This window comes from Fulvimarina endophytica (genome assembly GCF_003403015.1).
In the GTDB taxonomy this organism is placed as follows: domain Bacteria; phylum Pseudomonadota; class Alphaproteobacteria; order Rhizobiales; family Rhizobiaceae; genus Fulvimarina; species Fulvimarina endophytica.
Genome location: NZ_QURL01000004.1, coordinates 297,187 through 321,381 on the forward strand (window position 1 = coordinate 297,187; position 24,195 = coordinate 321,381).

General features: G+C 66.9%; 22 protein-coding genes. 17 read left to right on the forward strand and 5 right to left on the reverse strand.

The features are described from left to right. Positions 1–3 precede the first annotated feature (3 nt). The 3 genes from DYI37_RS10830 to fhuB are packed head-to-tail and all read left to right on the forward strand — an operon-like array spanning position 4 to position 3,766. Positions 4–816 (forward strand): ABC transporter ATP-binding protein, encoded by an 813-nt coding sequence (locus tag DYI37_RS10830; protein WP_116683239.1) that lies wholly within the window; start codon positions 4–6, stop codon positions 814–816. Next, the gene (locus DYI37_RS10835) at positions 813–1,790 is read left to right on the forward strand and encodes an ABC transporter substrate-binding protein (protein WP_210209331.1); all 978 of its coding nucleotides are present in this window, start codon (positions 813–815) and stop codon (positions 1,788–1,790) included. The genes DYI37_RS10830 and DYI37_RS10835 overlap by 4 nt, the downstream gene beginning before the upstream one ends. Beyond that, positions 1,787–3,766 (forward strand): Fe(3+)-hydroxamate ABC transporter permease FhuB, encoded by a 1,980-nt coding sequence (fhuB, locus tag DYI37_RS10840; RefSeq protein WP_158555145.1) that lies wholly within the window; start codon positions 1,787–1,789, stop codon positions 3,764–3,766. Before DYI37_RS10835 ends, fhuB begins: the two co-directional genes overlap by 4 nt. On the opposite strand, the gene DYI37_RS10845 is transcribed toward fhuB, so the two are convergent. Together DYI37_RS10845 and DYI37_RS10850 are read right to left on the reverse strand one after the other, a co-directional pair. Beyond that, on the reverse strand, positions 3,747–5,534 hold the full coding sequence (locus DYI37_RS10845; RefSeq protein WP_116683242.1) for an ABC transporter ATP-binding protein: 1,788 nt from the start codon (positions 5,532–5,534) through the stop codon (positions 3,747–3,749). The two genes, fhuB and DYI37_RS10845, sit on opposite strands and share 20 nt — an antisense overlap. Positions 5,535–5,962: 428 nt before the next feature. Next, complete coding sequence (locus DYI37_RS10850; RefSeq protein WP_116683506.1) at positions 5,963–6,457, reverse strand: DUF427 domain-containing protein; 495 nt, start codon at positions 6,455–6,457, stop codon at positions 5,963–5,965. A 295-nt stretch (positions 6,458–6,752) separates the two neighbouring features. Here DYI37_RS10850 and DYI37_RS10855 point away from each other — a divergent pair, with 295 nt between their 5' ends. Continuing rightward, on the forward strand, positions 6,753–7,448 hold the full coding sequence (locus DYI37_RS10855) for an Ntn hydrolase family protein (RefSeq protein ID WP_116683507.1): 696 nt from the start codon (positions 6,753–6,755) through the stop codon (positions 7,446–7,448). A 101-nt stretch (positions 7,449–7,549) separates the two neighbouring features. Here DYI37_RS10855 and DYI37_RS10860 read toward each other — a convergent pair whose 3' ends face one another. From DYI37_RS10860 to DYI37_RS10870, 3 genes are read right to left on the reverse strand one after another with little or no spacing between them, the layout of a single operon-like run. After that, a complete protein-coding gene (locus tag DYI37_RS10860; RefSeq protein WP_116683243.1) occupies positions 7,550–8,176 on the reverse strand; it encodes a response regulator in 627 nt (208 codons plus the stop codon). Next, a complete protein-coding gene (locus DYI37_RS10865) occupies positions 8,173–9,654 on the reverse strand; it encodes a histidine kinase (protein WP_116683244.1) in 1,482 nt (493 codons plus the stop codon). Before DYI37_RS10865 ends, DYI37_RS10860 begins: the two co-directional genes overlap by 4 nt. Further along, positions 9,651–10,166, reverse strand: coding sequence for a hypothetical protein (locus DYI37_RS10870; protein ID WP_116683245.1), 516 nt, complete (start codon positions 10,164–10,166; stop codon positions 9,651–9,653). Before DYI37_RS10870 ends, DYI37_RS10865 begins: the two co-directional genes overlap by 4 nt. A gap of 396 nt (positions 10,167–10,562) precedes the next feature. On the opposite strand from DYI37_RS10870, the gene DYI37_RS10875 reads away from it, so the two are divergent. The 13 genes from DYI37_RS10875 to DYI37_RS10930 all read left to right on the forward strand — a co-directional run bounded on the left by DYI37_RS10875 (position 10,563) and on the right by DYI37_RS10930 (position 24,170). Next, on the forward strand, positions 10,563–12,506 hold the full coding sequence (locus tag DYI37_RS10875) for a methanol/ethanol family PQQ-dependent dehydrogenase (protein ID WP_116683246.1): 1,944 nt from the start codon (positions 10,563–10,565) through the stop codon (positions 12,504–12,506). 87 nt (positions 12,507–12,593) lie between these two features. Continuing rightward, entirely contained in the window at positions 12,594–13,580 is a 987-nt protein-coding gene (moxJ, locus tag DYI37_RS10880; protein WP_116683247.1) for a methanol oxidation system protein MoxJ, read from the forward strand. A 17-nt stretch (positions 13,581–13,597) separates the two neighbouring features. Further along, positions 13,598–14,122, forward strand: a complete 525-nt coding sequence (gene moxG, locus DYI37_RS10885) for a cytochrome c(L), periplasmic (protein ID WP_116683248.1) — start codon at positions 13,598–13,600, stop codon at positions 14,120–14,122. Between the two features lie 139 nt (positions 14,123–14,261). Next, positions 14,262–14,588 (forward strand): methanol dehydrogenase [cytochrome c] subunit, encoded by a 327-nt coding sequence (locus tag DYI37_RS10890; protein WP_116683249.1) that lies wholly within the window; start codon positions 14,262–14,264, stop codon positions 14,586–14,588. A gap of 213 nt (positions 14,589–14,801) precedes the next feature. Beyond that, positions 14,802–15,830 (forward strand): AAA family ATPase, encoded by a 1,029-nt coding sequence (locus DYI37_RS10895; RefSeq protein ID WP_116683250.1) that lies wholly within the window; start codon positions 14,802–14,804, stop codon positions 15,828–15,830. Positions 15,831–15,843: 13 nt separating this feature from the next. Next, positions 15,844–16,746: a DUF58 domain-containing protein gene (locus DYI37_RS10900; RefSeq protein ID WP_116683251.1), complete on the forward strand. Its 903-nt coding sequence runs from the start codon at positions 15,844–15,846 to the stop codon at positions 16,744–16,746. Further along, positions 16,743–17,672 carry a hypothetical protein gene (locus DYI37_RS10905; RefSeq protein ID WP_116683252.1) on the forward strand — a complete coding sequence of 310 codons (930 nt, stop codon included), beginning with the start codon at positions 16,743–16,745 and terminating at the stop codon, positions 17,670–17,672. The genes DYI37_RS10900 and DYI37_RS10905 overlap by 4 nt, the downstream gene beginning before the upstream one ends. 3 nt (positions 17,673–17,675) lie before the next feature. Next, positions 17,676–18,704, forward strand: coding sequence for a VWA domain-containing protein (locus tag DYI37_RS10910; RefSeq protein ID WP_116683253.1), 1,029 nt, complete (start codon positions 17,676–17,678; stop codon positions 18,702–18,704). Further along, positions 18,701–19,333 carry a hypothetical protein gene (locus DYI37_RS19995; RefSeq protein ID WP_158555146.1) on the forward strand — a complete coding sequence of 211 codons (633 nt, stop codon included), beginning with the start codon at positions 18,701–18,703 and terminating at the stop codon, positions 19,331–19,333. The genes DYI37_RS10910 and DYI37_RS19995 overlap by 4 nt, the downstream gene beginning before the upstream one ends. Continuing rightward, positions 19,330–20,331 (forward strand): vWA domain-containing protein, encoded by a 1,002-nt coding sequence (locus tag DYI37_RS10915; protein ID WP_158555147.1) that lies wholly within the window; start codon positions 19,330–19,332, stop codon positions 20,329–20,331. Before DYI37_RS19995 ends, DYI37_RS10915 begins: the two co-directional genes overlap by 4 nt. Beyond that, entirely contained in the window at positions 20,328–20,879 is a 552-nt protein-coding gene (locus tag DYI37_RS10920) for an SRPBCC family protein (RefSeq protein ID WP_158555148.1), read from the forward strand. Before DYI37_RS10915 ends, DYI37_RS10920 begins: the two co-directional genes overlap by 4 nt. A 147-nt stretch (positions 20,880–21,026) precedes the next feature. Further along, on the forward strand, positions 21,027–21,476 hold the full coding sequence (locus tag DYI37_RS10925) for a hypothetical protein (RefSeq protein WP_116683256.1): 450 nt from the start codon (positions 21,027–21,029) through the stop codon (positions 21,474–21,476). Between the two features lie 429 nt (positions 21,477–21,905). Beyond that, on the forward strand, positions 21,906–24,170 hold the full coding sequence (locus DYI37_RS10930; RefSeq protein WP_116683257.1) for a TonB-dependent receptor: 2,265 nt from the start codon (positions 21,906–21,908) through the stop codon (positions 24,168–24,170). The last annotated feature ends 25 nt before the right edge of the window (positions 24,171–24,195 follow it).

A 24,195-nucleotide genomic window follows, 5' to 3' on the forward strand; every position in this document is an offset into this window, starting at 1 on the left:
TCCATGTCACCTCGGAAGAAGCCGGCGGGGTCCCCTCCGCCGGCTGATCTTTTCGCGATCGAGGCGCTGCACCATCGGGTGGACGGCCGCGTCGTCCTCGACGTTCCGCAGCTGCGGCTGCGCACCGGCGACGTGACGGGCCTGATCGGACCGAACGGCTCGGGCAAGTCGACCATGGTGCGCTTCATCGCCCGCCAGGCCCTGCCCGATACGGGCCGCATCCTGTTCGACGGATGCAAGATCGCGGAGTTCAAGGGCCGCGATCTCGCCCGCCGCCTCGCCTATCTGCCCCAGACCCCGCCCACGACCGACGGCATGACCACGCGCGAACTCGTCGGGCTCGGGCGCTATCCCTGGCACGGAGCCCTCGGCAGGCCGGGCCCGGCGGACAGGGCCGCCATCGACCGGGCGATCGCGCTCACCGAGACGGGCGATTTTGCGAACCGGCCCGTCGACCATCTGTCCGGCGGCGAGCGCCAGCGCGTCTGGCTCGCGATGCTGATCGCGCAGGAAGCGCGCTGCCTCGTTCTCGACGAGCCGACCTCGGCGCTCGACGTCGCCCATCAGGCCGCAATGCTGCATCTCGTGCGCCGGCTGTCGCACGAACTTGGCCTGTCGGTGATCATCGTCCTCCACGACATCAACATGGCGGCCCGCATTTGCGACCGGCTGGTGGCGCTTCGCGGCGGCCGGATCGTCGCCGACGGGCCGGCCGATGCGATCATGCAATCCGAGACCCTCCAGGCGATCTACGGCATTCCCATGGGCATCCTGCGCCAGCCCGAAACCGGCGCGCCGATCGGCTACGTCGCTTGACCGGCGGCCCTCCCCTCGGCCCGACGCGGCGCGCGGCCCTCGCGGGTCTCGCGGGTCTCGGTGGCGCAGCCCTTCTAGGCCCAGGCGCCTTCGCTGCGGCCGCGATCGGCTTGCAGCGCAAAAGGGGCGCTGGCGAAGCCGGACGCGGTTTTGCCGTGGTCGACTGGGCGCTTCTCGAAACCGCGCTGATCCTCGGGCTCGAACCGCTTGCCGCGCCGGAACTCGTCCTCTACCGGCGCCTGGCGGTCGAGCCTCCCGTGCCGTCCGCCGTCGCCGATCTCGGCCTTCGCGGCTCCCTGAGCTTCGAACGCCTCGCACTCGCCGATCCGGCCATCGTCTTCGGCAGCAATTTCAGCGCCTGGGCTGCACCGCAGATCGAGGCGATCGCTCCCTTCGTGACCTACGACCTGTTTCTCGCCGGCGAGCCGCCTCTGTCCAATATCGAGGCGATGACCCGCGATCTCGGCGACCGGTTCGCGGTTCGCGCCCGCGCGGACCGCCAGATCGAGGAGACGGGCGCCCTGCTCGGCGCATGCCGGGACCGGCTTCGGGCAGGGCCTTTCCGCGACGTGCTTCTGGTCGATCTGGGCGATGCCCATCATGTCCGGGTCTATGGCAGCGATTCCCTGTTCGGCGACGTGCTCCAGCGCCTCGGACTTCCGAATACCTGGGAGGGCGGCACGCGCTATAGCGCGACCGCGCCGGTGGGGATGGAGGTCCTCGCCGAGTTTCCAGAGGCCTTCCTCCTCGTCGTCGGCCCTGTTCCGCCCGATGCGGGCCGCGCGATCGAAACCGGAGCGCTCTGGCAGGCCCTGCCCCAAGTCGCGGCCGGTCGCATGGCCGTGTTGCCGCCGGTCAACGCCTTCGGCGCGCTCGCCTCGGCCCGCCGCCTGTCGCGCTTCGTAACCGCCGCGCTCCTCGGCGAACGGCAAAACCCCGAAGGCGCGACCATCCGAAGGTCCGTCCGCTCGTGAGCCGGTCCGTCGCACCCACCAGCCGCATCGCTCTCTTTCGACGCGCGAACCCGGCACTTCTTTGCTGGGCCGGGCTCTTCGCCGTCGCGCTCGCCGTCTTCGCCACGGCCTCGGTCCTGCGCCTCGGCGATCTCTCACCCCGATTTTCCGAGAGCTTCCTCGCCTACGGCCTTCTGCCGCGCGGCGCCTTCGCGCTTCTGGCGGGCGCGGCCCTCGGCCTGTCCGGTGCGCTGCTCCAGCGGGTGCTGCGCAATCCGGCTGCCGACGCGTCCACCCTCGGCATCGGCTCGGGCGCCCAACTCGCCCTCGGCGCGGCAACGCTCTTCTTCCCCGCCCTTCTCGCCGAGGGCCGCTTTCTCGTCGCCTTTCTGGGCGGCTCCGGCGCGCTCCTCGTCGTCCTCGCGCTGGCGCGCCTGCGCGAATACGATCCGGTCACGACGGTCCTCTGCGGCCTCGTCGTCAGCCTCGTCTGCGGCGCGCTCTCGGCGACGCTGATCCTCTATGGCGGCGACTACATGCTCTCGCTGCATCTCTGGGGCGGCGGCACGATTTCCCAATCGGGCTGGCGGGACAGCAGTCTTCTCTTCGGCGCGCTGATCGCCGCGATCCTCGCAGCACTTCTCCTATCGCGGCCCCTGACGCTGCTCGGCCTCTCCGACGAGAGCGCGCGGGGCCTCGGGGCCGGCGTCGGGCTCGTCCGTCTTTCGGTGATCGCCATCGCGACCGGCCTTGCGGCCACCGTCACCGCCGCCGTTGGCATCATCGGTTTCATCGGTCTGATGGCGGCCAATCTCGCACGCCTTTCGGGGGCGCGCACGGTGAACGCGCAGCTTCTCGCGGCCCCGCTGATGGGCGCGGTTCTCCTGTTTGCGACCGATGCCGCCGTGCTGCTGTTCGAAACGCTCACCACGACGAGCCTTGCGACCGGGGCGGTAACGGCTCTTCTCGGCGGGCCGCTGCTTCTATGGCTCCTGCCGCGTCTCGCCCACCGGGCAGGCCCGGCCCTCTCGGTTCCCGTGCGCGACATCGCTCACCGGCGACTGGCTCTCGCCCTTCTCCTTGCGGCGATCCCCGCCGCCTTCGTGCTGTCTCTGGTCCTGAAGCCGGCGATGGACGGCATTCTCCTCGATCTGGCCGCGATCGAGGCGCTCTCGCCGCTTCGCTGGCCGCGCCTTCTGGCAGGCGCGAGCGCCGGGGCCATGCTGGCGCTGGCCGGAACCCTTCTTCAGCGGCTGACGGGCAATCCGGTGGCAAGCCCGGAGGTTCTCGGCATCTCCTCGGGCGCAGGGCTCGGGCTCGCCGTCCTCCTCCTCTTTGCCCCCTTCGCCGGAACCGGGCCGGCTTTCGCGGCGACCTTTGCCGGAAGCCTCCTGTCCCTCGCCGCGATCCTCGTCTTCGCGCGGGCGGCAGGCCTCGGCCCCGAACGCCTTCTCCTCGGTGGCATCGCGGTCGCCTCCCTCGCGGGCGCCGGGGTCACCCTCGTGATGGCGCGCGGCGGGCCGGAGGCGTCCCGGCTTCTCGACTGGATGAGCGGCTCGACCGCCCGCGTCGGCCCGGGCCTCGCGCTCGCCGAGGCCGCGATCCTCTTGGTGCTCCTGCCGCTCGCGCTGCTCGCCCATCGCTGGCTGTCGCTGCTCGCCCTCGGCACGCCCACCGCGCGCGGGCTCGGCCTGTCGCCGGAGAGGGCCGGCAGCGCGCTCATCACCCTTGCCGCGGTTCTCACCGCCGCCGCGACCCTTGCCGTCGGCCCGCTCTCCTTCGTCGGACTGATGGCCCCGCATCTCGCCCGCGTCGCGGGCTTTCGCCGGCCGGCCGATCAGCTGCTCGCAGCCCCCCTCATCGGAGCGCTCCTGATGATCGTGACCGATACGGCCGCGCGCAGCCTCGCCTTTCCCTATCAGCTGCCGACGGGCCTCTTCGCGGCGCTTCTGGGCGGGCCCTATCTCGTCGTGATGATCAGCCGGCAACGCCGCTGACGGGTGTGCCGGCCGGGTTCACCCGGTTTGCCGGCGAGACGGCAAGGCCCCGGTCGTTGCCCGACTGGGCATCGACGAGACGGGCATAGGCACCGCCGCTCGCCATCAGCGCCTCGTGGGTCCCGCCCTCGGCGATACGTCCGCCCGCGACGAAGAAGATCCGGTCGGCATGGCGGATCGTCGACAGGCGATGGGCGATGACGAGCGTCGTGCGGCCCCTCGACAGTTCGGCGAGGGAAGCCTGGATCGCGCGTTCCGTCTCGGTGTCGAGCGCCGACGTCGCCTCGTCGAGGATCAGGATCGCGGGGTCCTTGAGGAACATGCGGGCGATCGAGAGCCGCTGCTTCTGGCCGCCCGAGAGCTTCACGCCGCGTTCGCCGACGATGGTGTCGAGACCGAAGGGCAAGGCCTCGACGGTCGCCTCGAGGGAGGCCCTGCGCACCGCCGAGACGATCTCCTCCTCGCTCGCGCCCAGCCGGCCATAGGCGATGTTCTCGCGCACGGTGCCGCCGAACAGGAACACGTCCTGCTGGACCACGCCCACATGGTTGCGCAGGCTCGACAGCGTCATGTCGCGCACATCCCGGCCATCGATCCGGATCGCGCCGCCGCTCGCCTCGTAAAAGCGCGGGAGAAGGGCGCAGATCGTCGTCTTGCCGGCGCCCGAGGGGCCGACGAAGGCGATCGTCTCGCCGGGCCTTGCGGCAAAGCTCACCCGGTCGAGCACCGGGCGGCCGTCGCCATAGGCAAAGCTCACATCCTCGAAGGCGACCGCGCCATCGACGGAAGAGACAGCCACCGCGCCCGGTCGATCCTCGATCTCGGGCTCGGTGTCGAGAAATTCGCAATAGCGCCGGAAGCCCGCGATCCCCTTGGGATAGGTCTCGATCACCGCCGCGATCTTCTCGACCGGGCGGAAGAACACGCCGACGAGGAGCAGGAAGCCGACGAAGCCGCCATTCGAGAGATCGCCCGAGATCACGTAATAGGTGCCGGCCACCATCACGATGACCTGGGTCATGCGCATGGAGAAGTAGTTGAGCGACTGGGACCAGGACATGATGCGATAGGCGTCGAGCTTGCGCTGACGGTATTGGGCGTTGCTGTGGGAGAACAGCGCCTTCTCGTGGTGCTCGTTGCCGAAGGCCTGCACCACGCGGATGCCGCCCACATTCTCCTCGATGCGGGCGTTGAAATCGCCGACCGAGGCGTAGATCGCGCGCCAGGTCGCCGTCATGCGGGCGCCGTAGCGGCTGGTGAGCCAGGCACCCACGGGCACGACGAGGCCGGTGATCAGCGCGAGTTCCACATGGATGAACAGCATCAGCACAAAGGCGCCGACAAAGGTCATCACGGCGATGAACAGGTCCTCCGGCCCGTGGTGGGCGATCTCGCCGATCTCCTCCAGATCCTTGGTGAGCCGGCCGACCAGATGGCCGGTCTTGACGTTGTCGAAATAGCGGAAGGAGAGCTTCTGGAGATGGTCGAAGGCCTTGCGGCGCATCTCGGTCTCGATGTTGATGCCGAGCATGTGGCCCCAATAGGTCACCACCGCCATCAGCCCCGTGTTCAGGCAATAGATCAGGATCAGCCCGATCGTGGCGAGCCCGATCATCGGCCAGTCGCCGCCCGGCAGGAGATCGTCGACGAAGACCTTCACCGCGATCGGGAAGCCGAGTTCCAGGATGCCGGCGAGAACGGCGCAGCCGAAATCGAGAAGGAAGAGCGTCTTGTAGTGCCCGTAATAGGCGAAGAAGCGCTGGAGCATGGTCGTTCTCTTCCCCGAGATGGGAGGGCGCGCAGCCGCCCGACCTGCCCTCTTCCCGCCCCGAGGCGAGGCGAGGCGTCCGCATCGAGCCCGTCGGGCATAGCGTCAACGACCGGGCACGGTCCCCGCCGCAGGGCGGACGCGGTCCGCACCGGGCGCATTCGAGGACGGGAATGGACCGCAGGACAGGACCGCTCGGGCGATGGACCGTTCGACGAACGAGGAGGATGGTCGGCTGGCGCGCCGTTTTAATATAACCGCATAAATCATATTCAACACGCGCGAGGCAAGTCGCGGAAGCCTGTCCCCATGGCTCGGAGGAAAGCCGTCTGCCTGACTTGCCGATCGGACGAGTTCTTACCCCTCGAAAGGGTCTTCGACGGGGCGGCGAGTGCCCCTTCCGACGGTCCGCCGCAGCGAAGGTCTTCCTACCAGCCGAGGCTCCCCGGCCCGCCCTTGAACGGACCTGCGAAACCATCGGTGATCCAGCCGCCATAGAAGGGACCGTCCTGGGGCGTCACCCTCTGCCCGTCGACGAAGCAGCCGTCGAAGGGCCGCGCATAGAAGGCGACATGGTCCTTCAGGCAGGCGAAGGACCGGGTCGGCGAGGGATAGCTCCAGCCCACCCTCTCGATCACCGTCTCGCCTATCACCACGTCCCAGTAGACGGCCGCGCCCTTCCATTCGCAGAAGGAGCTTCCCTCCGCGCGCCGGAGGACGCCCGGTTCGATATCGTCCGGCGGGATGTAGTAGCTCGGCGGATGGCTGGTCTCCAGCGTGCGAACCGTCCGGCGGCTATCGACGATCCGCCGGCCGCCATGCTCGATGACGATATGGGCCGTGGTCGGCTCGGCGATGGCGGGGCGGGGAAACGACCAGACGCTCTCCTGGCCGGGTCGGATGGGATCGGGCTTCGGTCTCATGGGCGCTTCCATCCATGGGCAGGTGTCGTGCGAGGCGGGTCGAGGACCGGCGAGCCCAGGGTAGACCGGACGCCGCGAGAAGGGCCATGTGGCCTATCGCATCATCGCTCCGGCCGCCTGCCGGATGTTCGGCCCCGATCGCGCACATGGCTTCGCCATCCGCTCCTCGCCATCCGAGGGTCCGTCCGCAGGCGAAAAGCCCCGTGAACTGTGCAATGGGGAGCGCTCTTCCATATGCGCAGGAGACGAAGGGCCACTGGGAGGACCCGAGAATGCGCATCAGAAGGACCGTTTCATGACCGTCGTACTCGCAACCGTCTGCCGCGACGGGGTCGTTCTCGGCTCCGACTCGCAGATCACGGACAAGGGGCGGGACATGACCTATCCGGCCGACAAGCTTCACCCGCTGGGCGCCTCGGCCGCCTGGGGCGGAAGCGGCGCGCGCTCGGTTCTGCACGACGTGCAGCGCAGCTTCGACGAGAACAGTGCCGCCATTCTCGAGGCCTCCGATATCGGCCGCGCGCTGCAGGAACAGGTCCTGCCGATCCTGCGACACCACTACGACACCTTCATCAAGGACGTGCCGGGCGAGGAGGGCGGCGGAACGCCGGCCGCCTACGTGATGGCCGCCGGATGGCGGGACGACAAGCCCTGGATCATCGAGATCACGCCCTCCGGCATGATCGGCCACTACGATGATATCGGCTTTCACGCGATCGGAAGCGGCGCGCCGATGGCGCAGCAGGCCAATGCGCTGCTGTCCCATTTCCATCTTCGGGAGCGCTCGCTGCGCTTCGGCTGCGCGGCGGTGCTGAGGGTGCTTCAGGCGCTCGACCTCACCTCCTCGAGCGTCGGCCAGCCCTTCAATCTCTGCCGCATCGGCAAGGATGGCGCCCGGCATCTGGATGACGACGAGATCGACGAGGTCGCCAAGATCGTGCGTCGCTGGAAGGATGCCGAACAGGCCGTCATCCCGGACATCTTCGACTGAGTGTCCGTGCCGGATCGAGGGCTGTCGTCCGAGGAGGAGCGGGTCGGCATCCCGCCCGGTCGATAAGGCCTGTCACCCGGATCCGGCGTTCGCCCGTGCGATCACTGCAGCAGGCGGATGGACTTGATGACGAGTTCCGGCAGGCTGCGGGCCGAGAGCTTCGCCTTGAGGTTCGAGGCGGTGTTGGCGACCGTCTTGTAGCTGATGCCCAGCTGGTCGGCGATCTCGGTATAGGACGAGCCGCGGCTGATCAGCGCCAGGATCTCCATCTCGCGCGAGCTGAGGCTTTCGAGGATCGGATTTTCCTGGCGCTGGTTCAGGAGGGCGACGCGGGTCGCGAGTTCCGGCGTCAGGAAGGGGGCGCCGGAAAGCACTTTCGTGAACGCCTCCCCGATCATTTCCGGCGCGATGTCCTTCTGGACATAGCCGTTCGCGCCGGCGACGAGCACCTGTTTCACGACCGTTGGATCGTCGTGCATGCTGAAGACGAGGATCGGCGTCGTCGCATCGATCCGGCGGAGCCGGCGAAGCAGCGACAGACCGGCAAAGGCGTTGTCGCGGAAGGAGAGGTCGAGGACGATGATGTCGGGCTTGATCTGCCGATAGCGCCGAAACCCGTCGGCAAGACTGCTCGAGCCGACCGCCTTGCAGGCACCGATCGCCTCGACGCTGCGAATGAACCCCTGCAGGACGATGGGGTGGTCGTCGATGATGAGGGCCGTCGTCATGCCAGTTTCCGTGTTTGGACCGCTCCCGCGGGGGGCCTCGCCATTTTCGCGACCTTCGCCTCGAGCCCGTGAAGGGCGATCGAGACGCAGGTCCGTCCATCCATGCTTTGCGGCCCGCTCAAGGTGCCGCCGAGCGTGTGGACGCGTTCGCGCACGCTGCTGAGGCCGATCCCCTGGCGGCTCTGGGCCGTCAGACCGCGCCCGTCGTCGCGGATCGTCACTTCGAGCTGCCGTCGTCCGAACTCGTTCATCGGGCTCATCGAGGCGCGGACGTCGATGGATTTGGCGCCGCCGTGGCGGAGCGCGTTGAGGATCGCCTCGCTGACGAAGCGGTGGACGGTGAGATCGACCGTCTCGCCGAAGGTCATGTCCGCCGTCGCGAAATCGACTTCGACCAGCGGATGGGGCGTCACGCGCCGATAGTCGAAGGCGAGGGTCTCGATGGCGCTCGCCAGAGGCACGTCGCCGATCATCACCGGCTTCATCCGCGACAGGATCTGGCGCATCAGGAGCTGCACGTCGGTGACGCTGCCCTCCAGCGTCTCGAGCGGTTCGTGGAGGGCGTCGACGGTCTTCGCGTCGCGCTCGCCGAGCCTGCGCTTCAGGTAGGAGAGATTGGCCCGGACGGAGAAGAGGTTCGGGCCGACCTCGTCGTGAAGGTCGGAAGCAAGCCTGCGGCGCTCTTCGTCATGGGCCGTCAGCAACCGGTTCGCCAGTTCGTGGTTGGACCGCTTCTCGGCCGCGAGGGAGGATGCGAGCTCGTTGAAACCGGCAGCGACCGGGGCGAATTCGGCAAAGCCCGCCTCCGGCAGGCGGGTTCCGGTCTCGCCCGCCCTCAGCCGCGACAGGGCCCGGGACGTCTCGTCGAGCCGCCTGAACACCGTATTGACCAGCACCAGCGCCACGGCCGACAGGAGAAGCCCGTAGATCATCGCCATGGGAAGGATGAAGCGGAAGTCTTCCCAGACCTCCGCGATCTCGTCCTCGGCATTGGAGTGAAGGGTGATGACCGCCAGGGTGCGGGTCCCGTCGACGACGGGGATCTGGGTATGGAATTCGGACGACTGGATGAGGTTGGCGAAGAAGGCGGGCGCTTCCGCCTCGTCCTCCTCGTGCCGCATCTCGTCGTCGCCGGGATCGGAGGCGACCGGAACCGGCGAGCCGTCGCTGAACGCCATCGACGCCGAGACGTGCCGGATCTCCTTCAGCTGGCCATAGAGACGCGCAAGGGCCGCGCGCGGGTCGTCGGAGCGTTCGATGATCGAGGCCTGTCCGCGGGCATAGCGTTCGGCGATGAAGAACGACGCCTCGACCTCCCGCGAGGTCGCGATCCTCGCATTGACGATCATGACGATGGCGAGCGCTGCCCATGCGACGAGGCTGACCAGCGCGAGGCCGATGGCGATCCGGTGTTTCAGCGTGCCGACGCGCTTGCGATCGGAGAGCTTCGCCATGGGCGTGGTCGTGGCCAGCGTCATTGCGGTCCGCTCGCCTTTTCGAGGCTCGCGATGGCGTCCTCGTGCCCGGCCCCGCGATCGCGCAGGTTCAGGTAATGGTGCATGTCGTCGGCAAAGGAGCGGCGCCGCTCGCCGGCGAAGGCTTCGAGTCCCAGCAGGAGTTCGTCCGGCCCGATCGGCCTGCCCTGCCCGGCCAGATAGTCGCTGCCCTGGATCAGGCGATTGGAGATCATGCGCGGCGAATCGGTGTAAAGGCGCTCGGCTTCGCGCAGGAGCCTGTCGTAACGGGCGACCTCCGGGTCATCCTCTCCGAGCCTTGCATCGTGGCGGGCCGCGCGGGCGAGGAAGAGCGGTGTGGGTGTCGTGTCCTTGACCGTCTGCCAGCGAGGGCCCTCCTCGCTCGGCTCGCGCGGGGCGGGAGCCTCGGCACGATCGACGACGGGCGGGTCGTCGCAGGCCGCCAGCATGAAGCCGAGCGGCAGGGCGAGGAGCGCTGCCCTGCCCCAAACGGTTGTCGTTGACCGATAACCCAACGACCTCGTCATCCTCACGCCTCCCACGGAACAAATCGCGATGATCCTGCCGGATATCGGGCGCTAAAGCGGCCTGTCTCCGATCACCGAAGCCATCGCTCACACCCGTGTCACGCAGCGGCGCGACGATCCTGTTCAGTTGGGGCCCACGTCTCGTTAAATATCGCCGGCCGTCGGACTAAGCAATTGAAAAAGTCGAGAAAATAACGGGAACTTCTTCCCGGACTTTTGGCCAGCAACTCCTAATGACAGCGGCCCGGCACGGTGCAAACCTTTCCTCTGCGATCTGGGAGGATCGCTGGCGCGGCCCGGAGACCGGCGCCGAATTCATCGAAATCGACCGTCGCTCGTCGCTCGCATTCGCGTGGCGGATCTGCGGCTGGACTGGGAGGAAATATGAAACGATTCTTCTACTCTGCGTCTGCGCTATCGCTGGCGGCGGCGATCGTCATGGCGGCACCGTCGGCTTCCCTTGCGAACGACAAGCTGGTCGAACTGGCCAACGACCCGCAGAACTGGGTCATGACCGGTCGCAACTACGATGCCAACAACTATTCGAAGTCGACCGAGATCAACAAGGACACCGTCGCCGACCTGAAGCCGGCATGGTCCTTCTCCACCGGCGTCCTGCACGGCCACGAGGGCACGCCGCTCGTCGTCGACGGGATGATGTACATCCACTCGCCCTTCCCCAACACGACCTTCGCGCTCAACCTCGACGATCCGGGCAAGATCGTCTGGCAGAACAAGCCCAAGCAGGACCCGACCGCACGCGCCGTTGCCTGCTGCGACGTCGTCAATCGGGGCCTCGCCTACTGGCCGGGCGACGACGAGGTCGGGCCGCTGATCTTCCGCACCCAGCTCGACGGCAAGATCGTGGCGATCGACGCCAAGACCGGCGAGACGCGCTGGGAGATGGAGAATTCCGACATCAAGGTCGGCTCGACGCTCACCATCGCGCCCTACGTCATCAAGGACAACGTGCTCGTCGGCTCGTCCGGCGCCGAACTCGGCGTTCGCGGCTATGTCACGTCCTACAACGTGAAGACCGGCGAGCAGCAGTGGCGCGCCTATGCGACGGGGCCGGACGAGGACATTCGCCTCGCGGAGAACTTCAACGCACCGAACCCCCATTACGGGCAGAAGAATCTCGGCATCGAGACCTGGGAAGGCGATGCCTGGAAGATCGGCGGCGGCACCAACTGGGGCTGGTATGCCTATGATCCGGGCGAGGATCTCTTCTATTACGGCTCGGGCAATCCGGCGCCCTGGAACGAGACCATGCGGCCGGGCGACAACAAGTGGACCATGGCGATCTGGGGCCGCGACCCGGACGACGGCATGGCGAAGTTCGCCTATCAGAAGACCCCGCACGACGAATGGGACTATGCGGGCGTCAACGTGATGATGCTCTCCGAGCAGGAGGACAAGGAGGGCAAGATGCGCAAGCTTCTGACCCATCCGGACCGCAACGGCATCGTCTACACCCTCGACCGCACCAATGGCGACCTCGTCTCGGCCGACAAGATCGACGATACGGTCAACTGGGTGACGCAGGTCGACCTGGAGACGGGCATTCCGATCCGCGATCCGGAATTCGGCACCCGCATGGACCATGTGGGCCGCGACATCTGCCCCTCGGCGATGGGCTATCACAACCAGGGTCACGACTCCTACGATCCCGAGCGCCAGTCCTTCTTCATGGGCATCAACCACATCTGCATGGACTGGGAGCCCTTCATGCTCCCCTATCGGGCGGGTCAGTTCTTCGTCGGTGCGACGCTGAACATGTATCCGGGCCCGAAGGGCGACCGGCAGGCCAATCTTGGCCTCGGTCAGGTCAAGGCCTACGACGCCATCTCCGGCGACTTCAAATGGGAAGTCATGGAGCGCTTCGCGGCCTGGGGCGGAACGCTCGCGACGGCCGGCGGGGTGATGTTCTACGGAACGCTCGACGGCTTCATCAAGGCGCGCGATTCCGACACCGGCGAACTCCTCTGGAAGTTCAAGCTTCCCTCCGGCGCCATCGGACATCCGATGACCTACGAGCATGACGGCCGCCAGTATGTGGCGATCTATTACGGTGTCGGCGGCTGGCCGGGCGTGGGCCTGGTCTTCGACCTCAACGATCCGACGGCCGGTCTCGGCGCGGTCGGCGCGTTCTCCGAGCTTGCCAACTACACCCAGATGGGCGGCGGCGTGATGGTCTTCTCGCTGGATGGCGAGAGCGTCTACACCGACGACGTCAACACCGGCGAGTACGAGCCGACGAGCGCCCAGAAGGGCGAGCGCGACGCGAACCTCAAGCCGGCATCCGGCAGCGAGGCAAACCGCGGCTGATCCGCGATCGAAAGGAGCGCGGCTTCAAGCGGCCGCGCTCCCGCCTGCCCCTCGTCGTATCAACCCGAATTGTCGGTTTTCAAAGCCATGAACACGCGTTTCTCCATCATTCCGGTCCTGGCGCTTCTCGCCTCCACCGGGCTGAGCTCGGCCGAGACCCCCAAGCCGAACATCGTCGCACCCGCCCCGATGCCCGCGACCGCCACGGGACCCAGCGAGACGTCCGAAAGCGGCACGCTCAAGGTCTGCGCCTCGACCAAGGAGGCCCCCTTCTCCACGGCCGACGAGGACGGATTCGAGAACAGGATCGCCGCCATCCTCGCCAAGGCCATGGGGCGCGAACTGGACTATCAATGGGTGGACCGCCCGGCGATCTACCTCGTGCGCGACGGTCTCGACAAGAAGACCTGCGACGTCCTGATGGGCGTCGATTCCGGCGACGACCGGCTGCTGACGAGCGAGCCCTATTACCGGTCGGCCTATGCCTTCGTCAGCGAGGCCTCGGACGATTTTTCGGGCACCCGCTGGCAGGATGCGGGCGGCGACGGCCTCTCCCGGTTCGCGACGCGGCTCTATTCGCCGGCCGGGACCATGCTCAAATACAGCGGCAAATACGAGGACAACCTCGCTTACCTCTACTCGCTCATCGACTTCAAGTCGCGGCGCAACCAGTATCTCGACGTGCCGGCCGACCGTCTGGTGCAGGAGGTGCGCGCCGGCAATGCCGATCTCGCCATCGCCTTCGCCCCGGAGGTCGCCCGCTACGTCAAGCAGAGCGACGGCAAGCTGCGCCTGTCCCTGATCGAGAACGATCTCGAACTCCAGAACGGGCAGACGGTCGACCTTCAATATTCCCAGTCGATCGCCACGCGGCGGGGCGACGACGAGCTGATGAAGGAGATCAACGAGGCGCTGGCGGCGTCGCGGGAGGAGATCGCGGCCGTGATCGCGGAGGAAGGTATTCCGTCCCTGCCGCTCGCAGACGCTTCTGACAACGACAAGAAGGCCGAAGACCACGCCTCGAACGCCGAGACCACCGGCGACGACGGCGCCGGTGAATCGGCCAGGAACTGAATCCGGAGACTGTGGTGATGCGTTTCTTGAAAGTTGCGTTGATCGTATCGGCCGTCATCGTTCCGACGGTGTCGGCGGTCGGAGCGATCCAGTTCTACCATACGGTCGAGGGAACACCGCTCGATCTGTCCTACGCCCCCGATGAGGGCAAGGATACCGAGGCGGTCAAGCATTTCCTCGACACCGGCGAGAACATCTACACCGGCGACGAGGCGATCTTCCCCGAAGGCGAGAGCCTCTACCTGACGGCCTGCTCGGGCTGTCACGGCCATTATGCCGAGGGCAAGCTCGGACCGGGGCTCAACGACGACTACTGGACCTATACGAAGAACGAGACCGACAAGGGCCTCTTCGAGACGATCTATGGCGGCGCATCCGGCATGATGGGACCGCAATACAGCAATCTCAATCTCGACGAGATGCTGAAGGTCGTCGCCTGGATCCGCCATCTCTACCAGGGCGATCCGAAGAAGGCGAAATGGCTGACGCCGGAGCAGCGCGAGACCTTCAAGCCATTCGATCCGAAGGCGCACGCCGGTTGATCCGCTGACATCGCCGGCGCCGGGACGGAACCGGTCGCGTGGAGGTCCATCCCTCACCCGGCCCATCGGCGCCGCATCGGCATGGGGGCGCAGTCCCCCTTGCGAAGACCAGAAGACCCTGAGGAGGAGGAGGCAATCCATGAAGAAGACGTTGATCATCGCCGGTCTGGCACTCGTCGCCGCACCGTTCGCAACCGTCCCGTCGCTCGCCTATGACGGCACCAATTGCCGGGCGCCGGGCAATTGCTGGGAGCCCAAGCCCGGCTATCCGGAGAAGGTCGAGGGTTCGGAATACGACCCCCAGCACGACCCCATGGAACTGAACAAGCAGCAGGAATCCATCAAGGGCATGGAAGAGCGCAACGCCATGCGCGTGAAGCACTTCCAGGAGACCGGTGAATTCGTCTTCGACGTTTCGGAGATCCCCTCCTCGGGCGGCTCCGAGGCGACGAGCGGCAACCAGTAGCATCGCGCTTACCAGATCGGTCGGCGGCGAGACCTCGTCGAGGCTTTGCCGCCGGCCTCACCCTTCCTGTCGGGCGACCGGTTCGTCCACCCGTTTGGTGACCTCCCAAAGGCGGACGGGCGGGCTCGCCGGTGGTCCGGCAGGATGATGGTCCGGCGCCCGACGCCCGTTCGTCGGCACCGCGACCAAGGCATCCCCTGAAGGTTTTGCGTCGTGCTCGATCGTCTCGATAGTGATCTCAAGGACTGGCGCAGCCGCGCCCTGGCCTTCGAACGAAGGATCGGCGAGGTCGTCCTCGGACAGGCCGATGCGATCAGGCTCCTCACCATCGCCGCGCTCTGCCGCGGTCACGTTCTTCTCGAGGGCGATGTCGGCGTCGGCAAGACGACGCTTCTGCGCACGGTCGCACGGGCGCTCGGCGGGCCCTATGAGCGGATCGAGGGCACGATCGACCTGATGCCCAACGACATGCTCTATTCGGCCTATATCGCCGAGGACGGTCGGCCGAGGATCGATCCGGGTCCCGCGATCGCCCATGGCGAGGATCTCGCCGTCTTCTTCTTCAACGAGATCAACCGGGCCCGGCCCCAGGTCCATTCCCTGCTCCTGCGCATGATGGCCGAACGCAGCGTCAGCGCGTTCCGCAAGGAGCTCCGCTTTCCCCATCTTCAGGTCTTCGCCGACCGCAACAAGGTGGAGCGCGACGAGACCTTCGAGCTCCCCGCCGCCGCCCGCGACCGGTTCATGATGGAGATCCGCATCGAGACGCCCGCCGATCCGGACGTCCGGCGCAGGCTTGCCTTCGATCCCGTCTTCCATGACGCCGACCGCCTCATCGATAGGATCGACGAGGCCGTGCTGCCCTATGACCGGCTGAACGGGGTGGCGGCGGCGATCCAGACGGGCGTGCGGGTGAGCCCGGCGATCGAGACCTATCTCCTCGGCCTGTGGGACGCCCTCAGCGATCCGGCGCGGGCCGGCATCGCCATCGAGGACGTCGACATCTCCCGCCTCATCGTCGGCGGCGCGAGCCCGCGCGGGATCTCGGCTCTCGTTCGCGCGGCCCGGGCACGCGCCTGGCTCGAAGGGCGCGACAGCCTCGTTCCGGACGATATCCGCGCGATCTTCGCTCCGGTCATGGGCCATCGCATCTTCTTCTCGCCGATCTACGAGATGCGCCGCGACCAGATCGCGCCGAAACTGCACGCCGCGCTGTTCGACGCGGTTCCGGTTCCGGTCTGAAGGACGCTTGCCCATGACCTATGCGGCCCGTCCGGCAATCCCCACGGAACTCGATCTCGAAGCCTTTTCGCATCTCGTCTATGCCATGCGTCACCGGGTCTCCTCGCCGCGCCCCGGCAATCACGCGAGCCGCAGTCCCGGCCCGTTCGGACGGTTCCAGGGATTGTCCTTGCTCGCCGGCGACAACGACGCCCGGCGGATCGACCTCAAGGCCTCGATCACCGATCCGTTCGAGGAGATCCGCATCCGGCGTTTCGCGCAACCTTCGAACGGAACGGTCTGGATCCTCGTCGACCTCTCCGGTTCCATGGGGTTCGAGGGAACGGTCTCGCGCCATGCCGTGGCGGTCGCACTCGCGGCCGGGCTCGCCGAGGCGGTTCGCCGTGCAGGCGACAAGGTCGGTATCGTCGCGGCGTGCGGTGACGCCGCCCCGGTCTTCGAACTTCAGCCGACGAGGCGGGCTTCGGCACCGCTCGAAGTCGCGACGTCCCTCGCCGCCGTGCAGCCGTCCGGCGCGGGCCTCGAGGGCCTTGCGAAATGCGCGGCCTCTCTGCCCGCCTCCCCGTCCCTCGTCTTCGTCGTCTCCGATTTCGCAGCACCCCTGGGCGAGATCGGAACGCTCCTCGACGCGCTGGCCCTTCATGACGTGCGCCCGCTGGTCGTCGCAGATCCGGACGCCGAGATGCCGAACCGCCGGTTCGGGCTCGTCCATCTCGACGACCTCGAAGGTGCGGGGCGCGGACTGATCTTTCTGCGTCCATTGCTTCTTGCGACGTGGAGGCGCGAGCGAACGGCGAGGCGGCAGGCTCTCTTCCGTCTGTTCGTTCAGACCGGCTGCCAGCCACTCCAGGTCACGGGCCAGATCGATCTGCGGAGCCTGAGCGAGGATCTTCTCTCCGGAACGGTCGCGGCATGACTGAGGTCCGGCCCCTTCCCCTCGTTCTTGCCGGCCTTCTGGCCCTCGGCGTACCGGACGGCGCAGCCGCGCAGGACGCGGAGATAGGAACGAGTTCGCAGACCCCGCGCCGTGTCGGCTGGTTCCTCGGCGATACCTTCACCTGGCAGGGCCGGATCGAGATGCCCGATCGTCTCGAGATCGATCCCGGATCGCTGCCGCAAGCCGGACCGATCGACAATTTCACCGAGATCCGCTCGATCGAGACCCGGAGCGAGGACGCAGGCGGAACGCGAAACTACGACATCACGATCGTCTATCAGAGCTTCTACGTGCCGCTCGAGCCGCGCGAGATCGCCATCCCGTCGCTGTCCGTGCAGCTGCGCTCCGAGGCTTCGGGCGACCAGGAGCGCCGCGATGCGGAGTTCAGCGGCTTTTCGGTCGTGCTTGCCCCCTTGCGGCCGATCCTGGAGAAATCCTCCCCCGATGCCATGCGCCGCGACAAGCCCCTGACCGTCATCGATACCAGGCGCGACCAGCTGCTGACGGCGGCCGCCTGGGGCGGGCTCGCGCTGCTCGCGCTCGGCGTCGGCTGGCATCGCGGATGGGGTCCGGCCTCACACCGCAAGGCCAGGCCCCTCGCCGGTGCGAAGCGCCGCATCGCAAAACTCGATCTGGAAACCGGCGAAGGCTACCGGACCGCGCTCGTCCTCCTTCATCGCGGGCTCGACGAGAGCTTCGGCCACCGTCTCCTTTCGGAGGATCTCGACCGGGAACTGGTGAGGAGACCCGATTTCCGCGTGCTGGGCGAAGATCTCCACCGCTTCTACGGGGCCTCGCGGCGTCTCTTCTTCGCCGAAGACGAGGCGGGCGCACGCCATCTCCTCGCGCCGGACGATCTGCGCAAACTCGGGCGCGATCTCGCGCTCGTCGAGCGGAACGCCTGAGCGATGCCGGCGCTCGCCTTCGACCATCCCGTTCTGCTCCTGGCGCTGCCCTTCGCGCTCCTGCCGCTGGTCGTATCGGTCCTCAGGCGCTCGCCGCATCCGAACATCGCGGCAGCGGTGCCCGATCGTCCCTCGCGGCTCCTCTCGATCGCTCTGCCGATCCTCGGACTGCTGGCACTCGCCTGCCTCATTCTGGCGCTCGCGGGCCTTCACCGAACCGATCAGGTGGTCTTTCGCGAAGGACGCGGCGCGCATCTGATGATCCTCATCGATCGCTCGTCGTCGATGGAGAGCACCTTCGCGAACCGGCGTCCGGACGGGGCGGAGGAATCGAAGGCGAATGCGGCGCGGCGCCTCCTCACGGACTTCATCGAACGGCGAGCCCATGACAGGGTCGGGGTGGCCATGTTCTCCACCGCGCCCCTTCAGGCCGTCCCGCTCACCGACCGGCACGAGATCGTCAAGAGCGCCATCGCCACCATGGATTTTCCGGGCCTTGCCCAGACCAATGTCGGCCGGGGACTGGCGCTTGCGGCCGGCGCGTTCGGCTCGGAGACCGCCGCCGCCTCGCGCGCCATCCTTCTCGTCTCGGACGGCGCCGGCGTCATCAGCCGGGAGGTTCAGGCGCAGTTGCGCGACACGATCGGCCGCCGGCCGGTCAATCTCTACTGGCTCTTCCTGCGCACGGACGGCGCCAAGGGCATCTTCGACGTGCCGGCTTCGGGCGAGCACGATACCCCGCAGACGCGTCCCGAGCGCCATCTCCACCTCTTTCTCCAGACGCTGGGCGTCCCCTATCGCGCCTTCGAGGCCGACAGCCCGGACGCCGTGCGCGAGGCGATCGCGGAAATCGATCGGCTCGAAGCCCGTCCCCTCGCCTACGAGGAGGAGGTGCCGCGCCTCGACCTCGAGCGCTACGCCTATCTCGGCGCGGCGATCGCGCTCGCCCTTCTGGTGCTCGCCAAGAGTTTCGAGACGCCGTTCGTCGAGAGGGCCCGAACGCTTCCGCCCTTAAGGAGGAGCGGCGCGTGAGCCGGGTACGATCCACCAGAGGCGCCGATCCCCGCCATTCGTCGCGGTTCGGCATTTCGTCCATTCCGGTTCGCCTGAAGGACCGGCTCGTGACGCTTTGCCTATCCGTGGCCTTCGTCCTCCTCTTCGCGTTCGCGGCCTACGAGACCGTCCATCTCCTCAACGCATGGGAGGCCAATCGCGCCATTCGCTCGATGGCAGCGGACGAGGAGGTCGAGATCGGCGCCGACGCACCCCCCAGGCTCCTTCTTGCGGCCGCCTACCGCCGGCTCGCAGCCGGCGACCTCGCGCAGGCCGAAGCGCTCGGAACGGGTTTCGAGACCTCACGGGAACCGGAGATCGAGGCGGCGTTCTGGTTCGCGCTCGCCAATGCCCGCATGGAGACGGCCTTCGACCAGATCGAGGCCAACGACATCAACGAGGCGACGGTCACGATCCGCCTTGCGCAGGACGATTATCGCCGGGCGATGCGGCTGACCCCCGACGACTTCGACATCAAGTACAATTTCGACATCGCAAGCCGCCTCGTGCGGGTCTTCCCCCGCACCGCCATCGAACCGGAAGAGGACGGCAAGCGGCCGCGGGACGTCTGGACCGACCTTCCCGGCGTTCCGAGAGGCCTGCCATGAGGTGGCTGCGCAACCGGGGCATGGTGTTCTGGCTGGTGGCGGCGGCCTTCGTCTTCGCCGCCCTCGCCGCCTTCGGGCCGAGGCTCGCCCGCGACCGCGACGTTCGCACGCTCTTCTTCGTCGTCGATCTGACGCGCAGCATGACCGCGCGCGACTACGGCACGACCGACGCCCCCCGCTCGCGCCTCGACGAGGCCAAGCGCATGGTCACCGAGATTGTGCGGCGTCTGCCCTGCGGATCGAAGGTCGGGCTCGGCGTCTTCACCGAGCGCCGGAGCTTCCCGCTGATCGAACCGGTGGAGACCTGCCGCAACTTCGCGCCGTTCACCGAAGCCGTATCCCGGCTCGACTGGCGCATGGCCTGGGAGGGCGACAGCCGTATCGTGCGAGGCCTCGCCTCCGCCCAGACGATCGCGGAGGATTTCGACAGCGATCTCGTCTTCATCACCGACGGTCAGGAAGCGCCGCCCGTCCCGACGGCCGGACGGCGCTCGGCCGGCAACCCGGACACCACGGCGGGGCTGATCCTGGGAGCCGGAGGAAGCGCCCTCGTTCCGATCCCGAAATATGACGACCGCGGCAATCCGGACGGGTTCTACAGTCTGCGCGACATCGCCTCCGGCGCCCTCGTCAGCATCGTGCCGCCCGATGCGGAACGATCGGGAACCGAACATCCCCGCAACAATCCGGTCGGCAACCTCGCCTCGACCTCGAACGAGCACCTGACCAGCGTCAAGGCCGACTATCTGCGCGAGATCGGGGGCGAAGCCGGCCTCGGCTATGCGCCGCTCGGCGACATCGCAGAGATCGAGGAACAGATCGAGGGCCATACGAGCGCCCATCGCCTGGCGTCCACCGTCGACCTGTCGCCGATCTTCGGCGCGCTCGCGCTTCTCAGCCTGTTCTCGGCCTATGCCTGGAATGGCCTCGTCCCATGGCGCCGCAGTCCGGCGGCGCCACTTCCCCTCAACACCAGCAGAGAGAGGCTTTCATCATGAGCTTCAACCGCCGCTTCGCCCTCAAGGCCGGCCTTGCCGTTCTCATCGCCTCGGTACCGATCGCATCGCCCGTATTCGCCCACGGGCCGACGCCGCAGAAGACCGACGAGAGCGTCGTCATCGACGCGCCGCTGGACAGGGTCTGGACGGTCCTGTCGGATTTCGGCTCGATCGCCGAATGGCATCCGAAGGTCCGCGCCGCCGAGACGGGCAAGGACGGCAAGAGCCGCACGCTGACGCTCGACGGCGGCACGATCACCGAGACGCTCGACGTCGCCAGCAAGGAGCGCGGCGTCGTCGCCTGGCGGCTCGGCGAGCCGAACCCCGAAGCCCTCGCCGTAAGTTCCTACAACGACAAGCTGATGCTCGAGGCGAATGGGGACGCAAGGACGACGGTCCGCTGGATCGGCCGTTTCTACCGGGCCGATACGAGCAATTTTCCCAAGGACGGCCAGACGGACGAGGCCGCCGTCGAGGCGATGACGGCCTATGTCAGAGCGGGGCTCGACGGGCTGAAGACCTATGTCGAAGGGGTTCCGTCCAACTGAACCGCGCGGGCGCCCCGGATCCGATTTCACAATCGGGTCCGGGTCTCTAATTCTCGATGCCGTACCGGATGAACCGAAAGCCGTATCCGCGTCTCGGCCGGATGCTTCGGGAAAACCCGGTCTTCTCGTTTCACGGAAGGTCACAGAATGGCGTTCGTCCGTCCGATCGCACTCGCTCTCACCGCCCATCTCGCGCTCGTTTCCGCCGGCCATGCCCAACCGACCGGCGGCCCGCCGAGCGATGTCGACATCCAAGCCAGCGCGACACCGGAGGGCATCGTTCTCTCCCCGGCGACGATCGAACTGACGCGCGGCGAATACTATCGGCTGAACCTTGCATGCCGTCCGGATCAGGACGGCGATCCCTCGCTCGCCTTCGATCTGGCGGATTTCGTTCGCGATCTCCACCTGCGCGTCCTGACGGTGGACACGATCGAGGTCTATCTCCAGGGACTGTCCTTCCGGGCCCTGCAATGCGAGGGCGAGGGCAAGGTCTCGTTCAGCTTCTACCCGATGCGGGCGGGCGACTACGAGGTTCAGGTCACCGATCAGACCGAAGCGCTGGAGCCGGCGGCTCTTTCGATCAGCGTGGAATGATCGCGGCGGGCTTCAGGCACCGGAGCCGGTAGCCGGCCTTGCCGACAAGGCGTTCGCTGCGTCCTCGACCGAGAGCGACGCGGATGATCGACGGTCATCCGCGAGCCTGTCCTGCGCGCGGCGCATCCCAGTGCATTCCGGGGCTCGCTAACGAGTTCTCGGGTTCGCAGGCGACGATCGCGCTTCATGGAGAGATGGAGAGACGGGGTTCGCGGGCCCTGCGACCTCCCCCCCCTCCATCTCCTCCACCCCTGCCCTGCGGTCATTCTGGAAGCTTTCGAACTTTCGTGCATCGCGGCCACAACCCACATTCCGTCGCGTCAGGACGGCTTGCTATAATGTGACATTTATAATCATGTTTTCTGGTCTGTCGCGTCGCTCGAATCGAAGCGGTCGCAGACGCCATTTCCAGATCCATGAGAGAATCCGATGACCGAGACGAAGGCGACGATCAGGTTGCGCCGTATCCTACTCCTGACAGCCGCGCCCGTGTTCGGCCTCCTCGCCGCCCCCGCATCGGCGCAGACCGCCACCGGGGATCCGGGGGCGATCCTTCTCGAGACCGTCGTCGTCGAGGCAGACGAGGCAGCGAACGCGAATACCGGATCTGATGCCGGGTCCCAGACGGGCGCCGCCGCGCCACCGACCGGCACGATCGGAACCGCTCCCGCACCCTATGCCGGCGGCCTCGTTGCGACCGGCGTCCGGCTCGGCGCGCTCGGAAACAAGCCCTTCATCGATACGCCCTTCAGCGTTTCGAGCTTTACCAACGAGCTCATCCGCGACCAGCAGGCTCAGACCCTCGGCGAGGTCGTCCTCAACGACGCCTCGGTGCGCAACGATGCCTCCGCCTTCTCCGAACGGGACTCCTTCCTCATCCGCGGCTTCTCGGTCACCAATCTCGACACCGCCTTCGACGGGCTGTTCTACGTCTCCAATCCGCGCCGCAGCTATCTGGAAGGGATCGAGCAGGTCGAGATCTTCAAGGGGCCGACCGCGCTTCTGAGCGGCGGCGTCGGGCGCGTCGGCGGAACCATCAATCTCGTTCCCAAGCGCGCCGGCGACGAGCCCCTGACGCGCCTGACCACCACCTACACCTCGGAAAGCGTCGTCTGGCCCCATCTCGACTTCGGCCGCCGCTACGGCCCGAACGAGGAATTCGGCATCAGGATCAACGGCTCCTATCGCAAGGGCGATACCGAACTCGACCGGAACGCGATCGAGGTCGGCGTCGGCACGCTCGGCCTCGACTATCGCGGCGAGCGCGCCCGGGCCACGCTGGACGTGATCTATTCCAACCAGGACCTGACCGCGCCGGTCTCGCTGTTCAACGAGGCAGCCCCCGGCTTCGACATTCCCGATGCGCCGAACGGGCGCACCAACACCGCCAATTCGTTCGAATTCAACAACAGCGAGCATGTCGGGGTCGCGACGCGATTCGAATACGACATCTTCGACAACACGACGATCTACGCGGCCGGCGGGATCGGCGACTACAAGGAGGACTTCCTGTCCTCCTCCTACAGGATCGAGAACGCGCGGGGCGATGCGACGAACTTCTTCGCCATCCAGCCCCAGCGCATCGAAGGCAAGACCGGCGAGGTGGGCGCGCGCTCGACCTTCGAGACGTTCGGCATCGGGCACGAGGTCACGATCCAGGCGACCCAGGCGCTGAACGAGCTCTACCGGGGCGGCTTCCCACGCAGATCGTTCCCGAGCTATCGGACCAATATCTACAACCCGGTCCCCTTCGCCGGCACCATCGATCTTAGGAATTACCCCTTCGCCAGCGAGCGGCCGCTGTTCGGCGATCTTCTCTCCAGCAGTCTTGCGATCTCGGACACGCTCTCCGTCTTCGACGACCGCCTGCAACTCACCTTCGGCGGCCGCTACCAGAACATCCGCTCGCGCAGCCTCGACCCGACGCCCGGACCCACCCAGGGCGACGTCACCTTCTTCGACGATCAGAACAAGATCACGCCGGCCTTCGCCGCACTCTTCCAGGTGACCGAGGCGTTCTCCGTCTACGGCAACTATATCGAGGCGCTGACGGAGGGTCCGGTCGCATCCTTCCGGGCGGTCAATGCCGGACAGATCTTCCCGCCATCGGTGAACGAGCAGATCGAGGTGGGCGCGAAATACGATCTCGGCACCTTCGCCGTGACCGCCTCCCTGTTCGAGATCGAACAGCCCAGTCCGTTCACCGATCCGGTCACCAACGTCTTCTCGGTCTCCGGTCGCCAGGTCAATCGCGGCATTGAGCTGACGGCCTTCGGCGAGGTCTTCGACAGCCTTCGCCTCCTCGGCGGCGTGACCTTCCTTAATGCCGAACTCGACAAGACGGCCGGCGGCCTCTTCGACGGAAACGACGTGCCGGGCATCGCCGACACCCAGGCCAACATCTATGCCGAATACGACATGGACTGGCTGCTCGATGGCTTCTCGGTGAACGCCCGCGCGATCTATACCGGCAGCGTCTTCTACGATCAGGCGAACCTCCAGAAGGTGGACGACTGGACGCGCATCGACGCAGGCCTCGAATACGCCTTCGTCGGCCCCTTCGAGAAGGAGGTGGTCGTGCGCGGCAATGTGGAGAACGTGTTCGACGAGAACTACTATGCGAGCGCGGCTCGCGGCTTCCTCGCCACCGGCGCGCCGCGAACCTACACGGTCTCGACCGCGATCGAGTTCTGACCCGAGGGATCGGTTCTCTCGTCCG

Excerpts from the sequence above, each read along its gene's own strand:
- DYI37_RS10905 (WP_116683252.1), top strand. The coding sequence starts at position 16,743 with ATGACTGAGGTCCGGCCCCTTCCCCTCGTTCTTGCCGGCCTTCTGGCC.
- DYI37_RS10890 (WP_116683249.1), top strand. The coding sequence starts at position 14,262 with ATGAAGAAGACGTTGATCATCGCCGGTCTGGCACTCGTCGCCGCACCG.
- DYI37_RS10850 (WP_116683506.1), bottom strand. The coding sequence starts at position 6,457 with ATGAGACCGAAGCCCGATCCCATCCGACCCGGCCAGGAGAGCGTCTGG.
- moxG (WP_116683248.1), top strand. The coding sequence starts at position 13,598 with ATGCGTTTCTTGAAAGTTGCGTTGATCGTATCGGCCGTCATCGTTCCG.
- DYI37_RS10845 (WP_116683242.1), bottom strand. The coding sequence starts at position 5,534 with ATGCTCCAGCGCTTCTTCGCCTATTACGGGCACTACAAGACGCTCTTC.
- DYI37_RS10925 (WP_116683256.1), top strand. The coding sequence starts at position 21,027 with ATGGCGTTCGTCCGTCCGATCGCACTCGCTCTCACCGCCCATCTCGCG.
- DYI37_RS10875 (WP_116683246.1), top strand. The coding sequence starts at position 10,563 with ATGAAACGATTCTTCTACTCTGCGTCTGCGCTATCGCTGGCGGCGGCG.
- DYI37_RS10920 (WP_158555148.1), top strand. The coding sequence starts at position 20,328 with ATGAGCTTCAACCGCCGCTTCGCCCTCAAGGCCGGCCTTGCCGTTCTC.
- DYI37_RS10930 (WP_116683257.1), top strand. The coding sequence starts at position 21,906 with ATGACCGAGACGAAGGCGACGATCAGGTTGCGCCGTATCCTACTCCTG.
- DYI37_RS10910 (WP_116683253.1), top strand. The coding sequence starts at position 17,676 with ATGCCGGCGCTCGCCTTCGACCATCCCGTTCTGCTCCTGGCGCTGCCC.
- DYI37_RS10915 (WP_158555147.1), top strand. The coding sequence starts at position 19,330 with ATGAGGTGGCTGCGCAACCGGGGCATGGTGTTCTGGCTGGTGGCGGCG.
- DYI37_RS10830 (WP_116683239.1), top strand. The coding sequence starts at position 4 with ATGTCACCTCGGAAGAAGCCGGCGGGGTCCCCTCCGCCGGCTGATCTT.
- DYI37_RS10855 (WP_116683507.1), top strand. The coding sequence starts at position 6,753 with ATGACCGTCGTACTCGCAACCGTCTGCCGCGACGGGGTCGTTCTCGGC.
- DYI37_RS10860 (WP_116683243.1), bottom strand. The coding sequence starts at position 8,176 with ATGACGACGGCCCTCATCATCGACGACCACCCCATCGTCCTGCAGGGG.
- DYI37_RS10900 (WP_116683251.1), top strand. The coding sequence starts at position 15,844 with ATGACCTATGCGGCCCGTCCGGCAATCCCCACGGAACTCGATCTCGAA.
- moxJ (WP_116683247.1), top strand. The coding sequence starts at position 12,594 with ATGAACACGCGTTTCTCCATCATTCCGGTCCTGGCGCTTCTCGCCTCC.
- DYI37_RS10865 (WP_116683244.1), bottom strand. The coding sequence starts at position 9,654 with ATGACGCTGGCCACGACCACGCCCATGGCGAAGCTCTCCGATCGCAAG.